At 67.1% G+C, this 11,759-nt stretch carries 13 protein-coding genes; 11 read left to right on the forward strand and 2 right to left on the reverse strand.

Annotated features, from left to right (window positions below; translation table 11 throughout):
• The 4 genes from BRAO375_RS17650 to BRAO375_RS17665 form a co-directional block, all read left to right on the forward strand.
• A partial coding sequence (locus BRAO375_RS17650; RefSeq protein ID WP_035640835.1) for an amidase occupies positions 1 to 1,119 on the forward strand: 1,119 nt, incomplete at its 5' end.
• A gap of 37 nt (positions 1,120 to 1,156) precedes the next feature.
• A complete protein-coding gene (locus tag BRAO375_RS17655; protein WP_009028826.1) occupies positions 1,157 to 1,507 on the forward strand; it encodes a RidA family protein in 351 nt (116 codons plus the stop codon).
• Between the two features lie 14 nt (positions 1,508 to 1,521).
• Positions 1,522 to 2,760, forward strand: a complete 1,239-nt coding sequence (locus BRAO375_RS17660; RefSeq protein WP_009028827.1) for an NAD(P)/FAD-dependent oxidoreductase — start codon at positions 1,522 to 1,524, stop codon at positions 2,758 to 2,760.
• 259 nt (positions 2,761 to 3,019) lie between these two features.
• On the forward strand, positions 3,020 to 3,394 hold the full coding sequence (locus tag BRAO375_RS17665) for a hypothetical protein (protein ID WP_009028828.1): 375 nt from the start codon (positions 3,020 to 3,022) through the stop codon (positions 3,392 to 3,394).
• A gap of 98 nt (positions 3,395 to 3,492) precedes the next feature.
• Here BRAO375_RS17665 and BRAO375_RS17670 read toward each other — a convergent pair whose 3' ends face one another.
• Positions 3,493 to 4,671, reverse strand: coding sequence for a polysaccharide deacetylase family protein (locus tag BRAO375_RS17670; RefSeq protein ID WP_035640839.1), 1,179 nt, complete (start codon positions 4,669 to 4,671; stop codon positions 3,493 to 3,495).
• Positions 4,672 to 4,936: 265 nt separating this feature from the next.
• Positions 4,937 to 5,788 (reverse strand): polysaccharide deacetylase family protein, encoded by an 852-nt coding sequence (locus tag BRAO375_RS17675; protein WP_175345329.1) that lies wholly within the window; start codon positions 5,786 to 5,788, stop codon positions 4,937 to 4,939.
• Between the two features lie 91 nt (positions 5,789 to 5,879).
• On the opposite strand from BRAO375_RS17675, the gene mgtE reads away from it, so the two are divergent.
• The 7 genes from mgtE to BRAO375_RS17710 all read left to right on the forward strand — a co-directional run.
• The gene (gene mgtE, locus BRAO375_RS17680; RefSeq protein WP_009028831.1) at positions 5,880 to 7,298 is read left to right on the forward strand and encodes a magnesium transporter; all 1,419 of its coding nucleotides are present in this window, start codon (positions 5,880 to 5,882) and stop codon (positions 7,296 to 7,298) included.
• Positions 7,299 to 7,380: 82 nt separating this feature from the next.
• Positions 7,381 to 7,671 carry a helix-turn-helix domain-containing protein gene (locus tag BRAO375_RS17685; protein WP_009028832.1) on the forward strand — a complete coding sequence of 97 codons (291 nt, stop codon included), beginning with the start codon at positions 7,381 to 7,383 and terminating at the stop codon, positions 7,669 to 7,671.
• Positions 7,672 to 7,745: 74 nt separating this feature from the next.
• A complete protein-coding gene (locus BRAO375_RS17690) occupies positions 7,746 to 8,564 on the forward strand; it encodes an aldo/keto reductase (RefSeq protein ID WP_009028834.1) in 819 nt (272 codons plus the stop codon).
• A gap of 129 nt (positions 8,565 to 8,693) precedes the next feature.
• Entirely contained in the window at positions 8,694 to 9,575 is an 882-nt protein-coding gene (gene tolA / locus BRAO375_RS17695) for a cell envelope integrity protein TolA (RefSeq protein WP_009028835.1), read from the forward strand.
• A gap of 152 nt (positions 9,576 to 9,727) precedes the next feature.
• Positions 9,728 to 10,381 carry a glutathione S-transferase family protein gene (locus BRAO375_RS17700; RefSeq protein WP_009028836.1) on the forward strand — a complete coding sequence of 218 codons (654 nt, stop codon included), beginning with the start codon at positions 9,728 to 9,730 and terminating at the stop codon, positions 10,379 to 10,381.
• Between the two features lie 222 nt (positions 10,382 to 10,603).
• Positions 10,604 to 10,795, forward strand: coding sequence for a hypothetical protein (locus BRAO375_RS17705; protein ID WP_035640844.1), 192 nt, complete (start codon positions 10,604 to 10,606; stop codon positions 10,793 to 10,795).
• Positions 10,796 to 11,104: 309 nt separating this feature from the next.
• The coding region (locus BRAO375_RS17710; protein ID WP_035640838.1) for a hypothetical protein at positions 11,105 to 11,759 on the forward strand (655 nt) is incomplete at its 3' end.

The raw sequence follows: 11,759 nt of genomic DNA on the forward strand, positions 1-11,759 counted from the left end.
GAATGGGCGGCGGGCGGCAACACCCGCAATCCCGTGTTCGGCGCCACCGGCAATCCGTTCGATCCGATGCGGTCGGCGGCCGGCTCGTCCGGCGGCTCGGCGGCGGCGCTGGCCTGCGGGATGGCGCCGCTCGCCTCGGGCTCCGACACCGGCGGCTCTTTGCGCAATCCGGCCGGGTTCTGCGGCATCGTCGGCATGAGGCCATCCTACGGCCTCGTCGCCAGCGAGAAGCGCGCCCATGGCTGGTCGTGCCTGTCGACCGACGGGCCGATGGCGCGCGACGTCGCCGACACCGCGCTGATGCTGTCGGTGATGGCGAGCGACGATGCGCGTGATCCGCTGGCTTACACGCTGCCGGACGAGGCGGTGCGCGGCGCGCCCGCGCGCTGGGCCCTGCCGCCGCAGGTCGAGTTGCGCAAGCTCAAGCTCGCCTTCACCGAGGATTTCGGTTTTGCACCGACCGAGCAACTGATCCGCCGGGCCTTCCGCGCCCGGGTGTCGCGCATCGCGCCGCTGTTTGCGGAGGCAACTGAGGCGACGCCGGATTGCAGCGGCGCCGACGAGACCTTTGCGGTGCTGCGGGCGTCGCTGTTTTTGACGCAGCACGGCAAGAATTATCGCGAACGCCCTGACATGATCGGGCCGAACGTGCGCGCCAATGTCGAGGAGGGGCTGTCCTACAGCCTCGAGGATTTTTCGCGCGCGGCGGCGAACCAGACGCGGATCTATCGCGCCTATCAAAGCTTCTTTGCTCAGCACGATCTGCTGATCAGCCCGACCATCACCTTGAGCCCGCGGCCGTGGTCCGAGCTGTATCCGGCCGAGATCGATGGCGTGCCGACGAAGTCCTACTTCCATTGGCTGGCACTGGCCTATGCAGTGACGCTGGCGGGACATCCGGCACTCAGCCTGCCGCTCGGCGTTGACGAGAACGGGCTGCCGTTCGGCCTGCAGATCGTGGGTCCGCGCGGCGGCGATGCGCTGGTGCTCGGCGTCGCCGCGGCGCTGGAAGCTGCCTTTGCCGGTGACGCCGAGCTGCGCCGGCCGCAGCCTGATCTCAAGAAGCTCGCCGCGCTGCCGCCGCTGGCGCAGACGCCGGGATTCATGGCGTGGGATTGAGCCGCGCCGACATGACCAACATCTTCTGGAGCTAGCGATGTCCGATGCAAACTCATGGCCGTTCTCGCTGGTGCGCCGCGCCGGCGGCCTCGTGTTCCTGTCGGGCGAGGTCCCGGTCGCCGATGACGGCAGCATTCCCGAGGGCATCACGGCGCAGACGGATCTGGTGTTCAAGCTCATCTCGGAGACGCTGGCCGGCGAGGGGCTGACGCTCGACGACGTCGTGTCCTGCATGGTGCATCTCGCCGACAAGGCCGATTTCGCCGAGTACAACGCGGCCTATCGCAAGCATTTCAAGGATCCGCTGCCGGTGCGCACCACGGTGCAGGCGCAGATGATCGCGGACGTTCGATTAGAGGTCACCGTCGTCGCGGCGGCGCGGAGCTGACAGGAGTGATGACGATGCGGAGCGCAATCGTTCTCGGGGGTGGCATGGTCGGCGTCGGCACGGCGCTGCACCTGCAGAGCCGCGGCTGGTCGGTGGCGCTGGTCGATCGCCGCGAGCCGGGACGCGAGACCAGCTACGGCAATGCCGGCATCATCCAGAGCGAGGCCGTCCGGCCCTACGCGATGCCCTATGACATCGCCGGCGTGCTCGACATCGCGCTGGCGCGCACCAACGACGTGCATTACAGCCTGCCGGCCCTGCCGTATCACATGCGGCCGCTGCTGCAATACTGGTGGAATTCCTTCCCCGCGCGCCACGAGGTGCTGACGCGCACCTATGCGCAGCTGATTTCGCGCGCCGCGCCCGAGCACGAGCCGCTGATCGAGGCCGCCGGCGCCGGCAATCTGGTGCGCCGGGACGGCTTTCGCGTGCTGCATCGAAACCAGGCGCAATTCGACAAGGAGGCGAAGGACGCCGAGGCGGTCGGCAAGGCGTTCGGCGTCAAGTTCAAGCTGCTCAGTGCGAGCGAACTCGCCAAGGCCGAGCCCGGCCTCAACGAGACCGGCATCGGCGGCCTGCATTGGCAGGAGCCGTGGACGGTGTCCGATCCGGGCAGCCTCGTCACCTCCTATGCCGAGCTGTTCGTGAGGCGGGGCGGCAAGCTGTTGCGCGGCGATGCCACGACGCTCACTCAACAGGGCAGCGGCTGGAGCGTGGTGACGGACGAAGGACGCATCGAGGCAGAGGCCGCAGTCGTCGCCCTCGGGCCGTGGTCGCCGGAATTCCTGAAGCGCTTCGGCATGGACATTCCGATGGTGCGCAAGCGCGGCTATCACCGTCACTACAGCGGCGGCGCGCCGCTCGACCTGCCGCTGCGCGATGCCGCGTTCGGCTATCTGATGAACCCGATGGCCAAGGGTGTGCGCATCACCACCGGCGCCGAGCTGTCGGCGCCGGACGCCGAGCTGACGCCGGTTCAGCTCGGCAAGGCCGAAGCGGCGGCGCGCCAGCTGATCGATCTCGGCAAGCCGGTCGAGCCCGAGCCGTGGCTCGGCACGCGGCCGTGCATGCCGGACATGCTGCCGGTCGTCGGACCGGCCGCGCGGCACAAGGGTCTGTGGCTGCATTTCGGCCACGGTCACCAGGGATTCACGCTCGGACCGGCGACGGGACGCATCCTCGCCGAGCTGATGAGCGGCGAGACGCCTGAGGTCGACGTTGCGGCCTGCGCGCCGGCGCGCTTCGGCGCGTAGCGAAGCCGACGTGATGTCACGCCGAGACGTCACGCGAGTCTTGTGGTGGCGGCCATGGCGGGCTGCAACCGCGCAGGCGATTGTTTACCACGGGGCCGGTCCGGGAACTCGGGCGGTATGCGAAGGCCGCGCGACCGCGCTGGCTTCACCAATTTGCAAGCCGGCTCGTCTACGGTCGCATGCGTTGGGCCGGGACGCGGGGGCGAAACGCGATTCGTGAGTTCTGTCGGCCAGCGATCCGGACATCCTGGGGGAACAGATGAACTTCACCGGCCTCGCCTACCGATTCTTCTCGAATTTCGTGTTTGTCGCGGCGGTCTTTCTCAGCCTGAACTACATCGAGAAATACCAGAACCGCGCCGTGCTGGCGCTCGTGGTACTGATCTATGCCGGCATGCGCGCCGTCACCGTGGTTCGCACGTTCCACTTCTTCGGACGAATCGAGAAGCTGGAGTCGGACGTGCGCCGTCTCGCCGGGATGCTCGGCGAAGGGCCGGTCGGTCAGGTCATCAGCAAGCAGGTGGTGTCGGACGTCGGCTCGCTGCGCAAGGACGGTGAGCAGAAGTCATATATGGACCTGTTCTTCCTCGCGGCCATCGTCATCCTCTGCGTCAGCAAGCTGATTAGCAACTGATCATCGGATCGCGCGGCGTTCCGCGGAAGCACCAAGGGAACGCATCGAAGAGGGGCGCACGGGCGCCCCTTTTTCGTTTGGACGAACCGTGTCCGGGCTCAGCGCCTGCGCAGGCTGGCGAGGCGGACCGGGCGGGTAGCCGGCCTGGTCGTGGCCTGGCCCTCGACGCGAACGACCTGATGCCGGCGGGCCGACAGAGGTGCGACGGGCGGCCAGGTGAACAGCTCGGCCGCCGGAGCGGGAAGCGCCGGTGCGGTCGCGATCCGCGCCTTCACCGCGGGGCGTGGCCAAGCCGGCTTTGGCAGCGAGCGTGACGCCGCGGGCATGTCGAGGTTGCCGAAATCATCCAGCGCGGCGCGGGCGCGGGTGTCGGCACTTGCCAGATCGGCCGGCGTGATCGCCGGCCAATGCGCGACCGGCGTCTCGTCGGACGGACGATGCACCAGCCAATCCTCGGGCTCGGTCGGCGTGGCCGGACGGTCGGGCGTCGCCGCCACGACGTGCACGATGCGATAGTTCTTGGCCTTCAAATCGGCGAGGATCTTCGGCAGCGCGGCCACGGTGCGCGGCTGGATGTCGTGCAGCAGCAGGATGCCCTTGCCGCGCGCTTCCAAGCGCTTCATCGCGAGCTCGTGGACCTTGGCACCGGAGATGCTGCGCCAATCGTCGGCGAGGAAATCGGCGCTCCACACCTGCAGGCCGAGCGAGGCCGCATAGCTCTCGACCGCGTCGCCGCGCAGCAGGCCGGGCACGCGGAAGAACGGCGACAGCGCGGAGGGATCGGTCAGCGCCGCCTTGGTCCAGGCGATGCCCTGGTCGACCTCGGGCTGGACCTGCTCCAGCGTCATCCTGTTCATGCTCAGCGGATGGTTCTGGCTGTGCGTGGCGATGGTGTGTCCCGCGGCCGCGAGCTTGCGCACGCCTTCGGGGTCGGCCTTGGCCTGGCGGCCGATGGTGAAGAACGTCGCCTTGACGCACTGGTCGGCGAGGATCTGCAGCACCTGGTTGCTGTATTTGGGCAGCGGACCGTCGTCGAAGGTGATGACCACCTCATGGTCCTTGAGAGGCAGCGTCTCCTTGTACTGCATGGCGCCGATGCGCGGATGCTCGCGCGGATCGACCACCAGCGTACGCGACGTGCCCAACGCGTTGGGATGACCGGGACAATCGTCAGCGAAGGCGACCGACGTTCCCAGAGCCGATCCGCAGGCGAGTGCGCCCAGCAGCACAGCGGCCCATGATCGCCGTTCAACGCAAGCCTTCGCACGATCACGCATACTGCTGTCCATGGTCTCTTCGATCACTGCTCTTCGATCACTGCTCTTTGATGGCCGAACGCCGTCGACCAGACGCTCCGATGCTTCAGGATCTAACGCGGACGGGCTGCCGCGCCCATCGCAGCCAAGACATAGCAGGGATGATCGGCCGCCGCGACATGCCATCGGTTCGCGTTCCCGTTTGCCGACGGCTGTTGCCGGATTGCAAGCCGCAAACCAGCGCCGGCGGATGGAAAGAGCGTAGCCGGACCGCCTGAACGGTCGATTAACCGCCCTCGCGCGGTGTCGCGGCCGTTTCAGCCGGGTGCTCGCTGTGCTGCTCGGACTGCACGTCGGGCTTGGCGGGAACCACATGAACGACGCGGTAGCCGTTGTCTTTCAGGTAGCGCAGGAACGCAGGCAGCATCGCGACGGTGCGCGGCTGCGGATCGTGCAGCAGGATGATGCCCTTGCGCGCCTGTTCCAGCCTGCGGATCAGGAGCTTCAGCGTTCCCTGCGGCGACATCGCAGTCCAGTCGCTGGCCCAGAAGTCGGCGCCGAAGACGGCGATGCCGCGCGATTGCAGCAGCTCGAGCGTCGCCGGCGTCGATTCGAAATAGGGGAAGCGGAAGAACGGCGTTGACGGCGTGGTCGTCTCGACGCCGTTGAGCGCCTTCTCGTCAGCTGCAATGCCGCGATCGATTTCTTCGACGGCCTGCTCCGGCGTGATGTGCGCAAGGTGCGCGTGCGTGAAGGTGTGGTGACCTATGGTGTGCCCTTCGGCTGCGATCTTCCGCACCAGTTCGGCGCGGCCCGAGGCGGGCTGGCCGACGAGGAAGAAGGTCGCGCGCACGCATTCCCGGGCGAGCGCCGCGAGCACCTTGTTGGTCATCGGCGGTGACGGCCCGTCGTCGAAGGTCAGCACCACCTCGCCGTCCTCCAACGGCAGGGTGTCGGGAAAGCTCTTCAGGCCGACGCGCGGATAGTTCTTCGGGTTCACGCTCAGCACGCGGGATGTCCCGAGCGTGCCCTCGCGCGGACAGGCGGCCGGTGCTGCGGCGGCGCCGTGCGCGAGGAGCAGCGCGGCGATCGCGCCCAAGGCGTTTACCCATCGCCATGTCAGTCGCGGCTGAGACATCTTTTCCCGTTGCGCTCGCTGTTGCGCATTATGTAATGCGTCAAAGCACAAATCAGACCAGTCGTCTGAACGATTGCTCGTGAGGCACGTCATGAACGAGACCTTGGACGTCGCCCCTGCCGAAGCAACCCTAGCCGATCGCGCGGCGATGCGCACCGAATCCGGCGAAATTCGTGCTGAATTCATTGCCGCAATTACCGCCGCCATCGCCGCCGAGGACGAGGCGTTCCTGCGCGCCGAGGTCGCCGAGCTGCACGAGGCCGATCTCGGCGATCTGATCGCGGCGCTCGCGCCCGACGACCGCGTCCGGCTGGTCGAGCTGACCGGCACCGATTTCGACTTTTCGGCGTTGAACGAGGTCGACGATGCCGTTCGCGAGGAGATCCTCGAGGAGCTCGAGCCGGCGACGGTCGCCGAAGGCGTCCGCGAGCTCGAATCCGACGATGCCGTCGAGCTGCTCGAGAGCCTTGACGAGGAGGACAAGGAGGAGATCCTCGAGCGCCTGCCGCCGTCCGAGCGCGACGTGCTCGCGCGCAGCCTGGATTATCCGGAGGGCTCGGCCGGCCGCCGCATGCAGAGCGAGGTCATCACGGTTCCCCTGGGTTGGACCGTCGGCGAGGCGATCGACTACATGCGCGAAACGCCGGATCTGCCCGAGCGGTTCTACGAGATCTACGCGGTGGACGAGTCCAGGCACTGGCAGGGCGCGGTGTCGCTCGATGCGCTGTTGCGCGCGCGCCGCCCGGTGCCCCTCGCCGAGCTGATCGACGAGGACCGCCGCCGCGTCACGGTGACCGACGATCTCGCCGAGGTCGCCCGGATGTTCGGCAAGTACAATCTCGTCGCCGCGCCGGTCGTCGATGCCGAGAACCGGCTCGCCGGCGTCATCACCATCGATGACGTCGTCGACGTGATCGAGGAGGAGGCCGACGAGGACTTCAAGGCGCTCGGCGGCGTGTCCGGCGACGAGGAGCTGTCCGACAGCGTCTGGACCATCGCCAAGGGCCGCTTCAACTGGCTGCTGATCAATCTCGCCACCGCGTTTCTCGCGTCCTCGGTGCTCGGCCTGTTCGAGGGCCAGCTGCAGCAGATGGTGGCGCTCGCGGTGCTCGCGCCGATCGTCGCGAGCCAGGGCGGCAACGCCGCCACCCAGACCATGACGGTCGCGGTGCGCGCGCTGGCGACGCGCGAGCTCGGACCTAACAATGCGCTGCGCGTCGTGATGCGCGAGGCGCTGGTCGGGCTGGTCAACGGGCTCGCCTTCGCGCTCGTCACCGGCATCGCCGCGGTGGCCTGGTTCAAGACTCCCGGCCTCGGCATCGTCATCGGACTGGCGATGATCTCCAACCTCGTGGCCGGCGCGCTCGGCGGCATCCTGATCCCGATGGTGCTGGAACGGGTCCGCGCGGACCCGGCGGTCGCCTCTGGAACCTTTGTCACCACCGTGACCGACGTGGTCGGCTTCTTCTCCTTCCTGGGCATCGCGACGCTCTGGTTCGGCTTGAAATAAGCGCGGCGGCTGAAGGACTTATATCGTTAATCCGGCCTTAACGCGGCTCGGCGACACTGTCGCCCGAGACGGAGCAGGACCGATGCAACGCTTGCGGCTGAAGGCAGATGGACGGATCGTGGAATTGCGCGATGGCGGCGAATTTCCGCTCGCGCCCTCGGCGGCGGAGCCTGCAGCTCCCGTAGAGGTGCGCGACCTCCGGCGGCGGGTGCAGCTGACGCAGCAGGAGTTCGCCGCCAAGCTCGGCGTTCCCGTCGAGACCATTCGCAACTGGGAGCAGGGCAAGCGCATGCCGCGCGGCCCGGCGCGCGCGCTGCTGACGGTGATCGCGCATGCGCCCGATACCGTGTTTGCCGCCTTAGCTAAGACTTAAGCTAAAAACCGGTCCTGCGTGGCACGGCCGGCGTGTGGTATGCATAATCATGCACGCGCTTGGAGTGCATTTCCATGCTGATGATCGAGGCCAATGGTGCCAGGATTCCCGCTCTCGGATTAGGGACCTGGGAGTTGCGTGGACGCACCTGCGCCCGCATCGTCGAGCAGGCGCTGACGCTCGGCTATCGCCACATCGACACCGCCCAGGTCTATGAGAACGAGCAGGAGGTCGGCGAGGGGCTGCGCGCCTCGCGCGTCCGCCGCAACGAGGTGTTCCTGACCACCAAGGTGTGGACGACGCATTTTGCGCCGCATGACCTTGAGCGCTCGACCAAGGAGAGCCTGGTCCGCCTGCGCGTCTCCGAGGTCGATCTGCTGCTGCTGCACTGGCCGAACTCGCACGTGCCGCTGGCCGAGACCCTGGGTGCGCTGGCCCATGCCAAGACGCTCGGTCTCGCACGCCACATCGGCGTCTCCAACTTTACCGTGGCACTGCTCGACGAAGCAGTGGCTGTCTCGTCGGAACCGCTGGCGTGCAATCAGGTCGAGTATCATCCCTATCTCGACCAGACCAAGGTCCGCGAGGCCTGCGCCCGGCACGGCATCGCGCTCGTGGCCTACAGCCCGATCGCCAAGGGCAAGATCAAGAACGACCCGACCCTGATCCGCATCGGCCGCGCTCATTGCAAGAGCACCGCGCAGATCTGCCTGCGCTGGCTGGTGCAGCAGAACGTCGTGGCGATCCCGCGCACCTCGAAGATCGAGCGGCTGTCCGAGAATCTCGAGGTGTTCGATTTCGAGCTGTCCGAGCAGGACATGGCCGACATCTTCGCGATGGGCAGCCCCGAAGGGCGAATGACCAACTTCGCCTTCGCGCCGAATTGGGATTGAGCGGCGCCCGCGGCGGCATGCTAGGGTGAGCGGAGCGGGCGGGTGGCCCGCGCTCAATCCTGGCGATGGTCGCCGCGACCACGCGTGCCGCAGGCGCGCCGGGTCGCAAGCGGGCGCAAATGAAGCAGCATGGAACGTTGGAAGTTCATCGGTTGGGGCATCGCCGCGTCCGTGCTTGCGCATCTCATGATCGTGGGCAGTGTCGTTGTCTCGACGACGGTGCGCCCTTACGAGCTCGCCAAGACCGATGAGATCAAGGTCGACATCGTCGACGCCGAGGAGCCGCAGAAGACACCCGAGCCCGTTCCGACGCCATTGCCGTCGCCGTCTCCCGAGCTGAGCCCCCCGCAGCCGGCCCCCAGCGCTTCGCCGGCGGCCGCCGCGCCGCCTCCGCAGCCGTCACAGGCGGCCACGCCCGAGGCCAGGGAATCCTCCAAGCCGGCGGCAACGGCCTCGCCCGTGGCAAAGCAGCCGGCTCCGGTTCCTTCATCATCCAAGGCGGCCAAGATGGCCGCAAAATCGGAGCCCAAAGCGGCCGCAAGGCCGGCGCCTGCACCGATGCCGGCGCCTGCACCGAGCTACGTGCCTCCGGAGCCGGATCTCACCGTGAAATATGGTGTCATGCTTGGGTTGCCGGAGCCGCTGTCACCGCTGCCGCGGGGCGGCGGACCCGACGACAAGGACGCGGGGCCGATCGCGACGACGAACCTTGCCCCCAATCTCGAAACGGCTTTGCGCCAGAAGGTGAGGAGCTGCGCGCGTCTGCCGGCCTCGCTGTCGCTGTCGGACAAGGTGCTCATCAGGCTGCGCTTCGGCATGACACCGGATGGCAAGCTGGCGACCGAGCCCGAGGTGATCGAGGTGATGGCAGCCTCGAAAGCGATTCAGCTGAAGGAGAGCGCCGTCCAGGCGCTGACGTCCTGCCAGCCTTATACGATGCTGCCGCCCGATCGGTACAACGAGTGGAAGGTGATCGAGATGTCGTTCACGCCACAAGATTTCGACCGCTGATCGCGGGAAGGCGGCTGGCCCGAGCGCCGCGATCGAAGCTGTCGTGCTTGTCTCGACGTGATGCCCGATCATCCTGTATGCGTCCCCATGGCATGGACGCGGGCCTCGGGGGCGAAAGCAGCCGTCCGCGCCCAACACGGAGGCGGTGCGACATGAAGCTGGTGATCGGCAACAAGAACTATTCCTCATGGTCGATGCGGCCGTGGCTGGCGCTGCGCGGCTGCGACATCGCCTTCGAAGAGATCGTGATCCCGCTCTACACCGACGATCCGGCCGACAAGGCGCGGATCCTGGCGCATTCTCCGGCCGGCAAGGTGCCCGTCCTGATCGATGGTGACGTCACGGTGTGGGATTCGCTCGCCATCATCGAATATGTCGCCGAGCGGTTTCCAGGGGCCGGGCTGTGGCCGACCGACGTCGCGGCGCGCGCCCAGGCGCGATCGATCTCCGCCGAGATGCACTCGGGCTTTCAGGCGCTGCGCAACGAGTGTCCGATGAACCTGCACCGGCCCGTGCGCCCGGTCGAACTGTCTGCCGACGCCAGGGCCAATATCGCCCGGATCGAGGACATCTGGCGCGATTGCCGGGCGCGCTACGGCGCTGGCGGCCCGTTCCTGTTCGGCCGCTTCAGCGGAGCGGACGCCATGTTCGCGCCCGTCGTGACCCGTTTCCAGAGCTTCGCGGTCCCCGTCGCGGCTGACACAAGGGCCTACATGGAAACGATGATGGCGATGCCCGCCTTCGCCGCCTGGGTCCAGGATGGGCTCGCCGAGACCTGGATCATCGACCGGGTCGAGAAGGTCTGAGCGCTCCGGCCCGCGTGGCGCGGACCGTCCGGGCTGTTAGTCCGGGAATGCCGGTTGCTGCTCCATCCCGTTGAAGAAACTCGCAATCTCAGCGTTTGCCATGTCATGAGCTGCTGGCCAGGGCCGCCGGCGGCGTGCTATAGGAGAGATATTATTAAAGACAGGCCGGCCCGGGCAGCGGGACCTCGAAGGCTCTTGCCGGCACGCGAGCAGGAGAGGGCGTTGAGACACAAGTTCCCCATCGGGTCGACAGTTTATTTCACGGCGAGCAACGTCTCGCGTCCGGCAGCCAGCGGCACCTACGAGATCATCCGCCAGCTACCGACCGAGGGCGACGACTGCCAATATCGGATCAAGAGCTCGACGGAAGCCTTTGAGCGGGTTGCCAGAGAGAGCCAGCTGGCCCTGTCTTGAGGCCCGACGGTCATTGATAGACTCGGCGCGTCGGCGGACGTTGCCGGCCGAATCTGGGAGAATACCCAAGGCTGTTGCACGGGGCTCAAGGCCGGCTCCCGAAGGTTTTACAAAGGCTGCGCAATCCCTCTGGGGATAGCGGGTAGCTCCGCACCATCCAACCCCGCAAAGCGCATGGAATCGTCTTATTGTCGTGGCGTGGGGCCGTCATGGATCGGGTGACTGTTTGAATTTGATCGTTTCACGGGCGTCCCATGGCGGGATGCCATCGGGGCCGGCGTCGTTGGCCCGCGTCAGGAAGCTGCGCGCATGAATTCAAGCTGGCCCTCGTCGTTCGACCAACTCCTGAACTCGCCGGCGTTCCCCATGTGGCTCACGGTCGCGGCGGCGGGCTTCTTTGCCCTGATCGTCCTGATCACTCTGCTGCGCGCCGAAAAGTCGGTCGCCAATGGCGCGCTGACGGTGATCACCCTGCTGGCGGTCGGGATCGCGGTTGCCTCGATGATGCGCAGCCAGGACCCGTCGCAGCGCGGCGGCAATGGCGATCCCGCGACGACCGCCTCCATCGGCCTCTCGCCGCCGGCTCTGGCCTGCGTCGACGACCTCGCCGGCGACCTCGTGCTGTCGAACTGTGAGAGGAGCCTGTTCGGATCGGCTGACATGACCGCAGCCGCGGTCAGCTACGCGGCCGGGATGCTGAGCCGGCTGTCGCAAGCGGGCGACCTCGCCAGCGCCAACAAGGTGATGACCGCGGAGCTCCTGGCGCTGCGCCGGGCCGTCGAGCGCGATCGCTATGGCTTGATGGCCTACGTGCTGCTGACCCGCGACCGCTGCACGCCCAACGATTGCGTAATGTTCCGCGCCGTGGCCGATCGCCAGCAGCTGGTCAACAACATGGAAGGGCGCACCTATGAGGGGCTGGTGACGCGCTACGCCTCGCAGTGGAACGCGCCGCCGTCTCCCG

Origin of the sequence: Bradyrhizobium sp. ORS 375, assembly GCF_000239775.1 — a bacterium.
Lineage (GTDB): Bacteria > Pseudomonadota > Alphaproteobacteria > Rhizobiales > Xanthobacteraceae > Bradyrhizobium.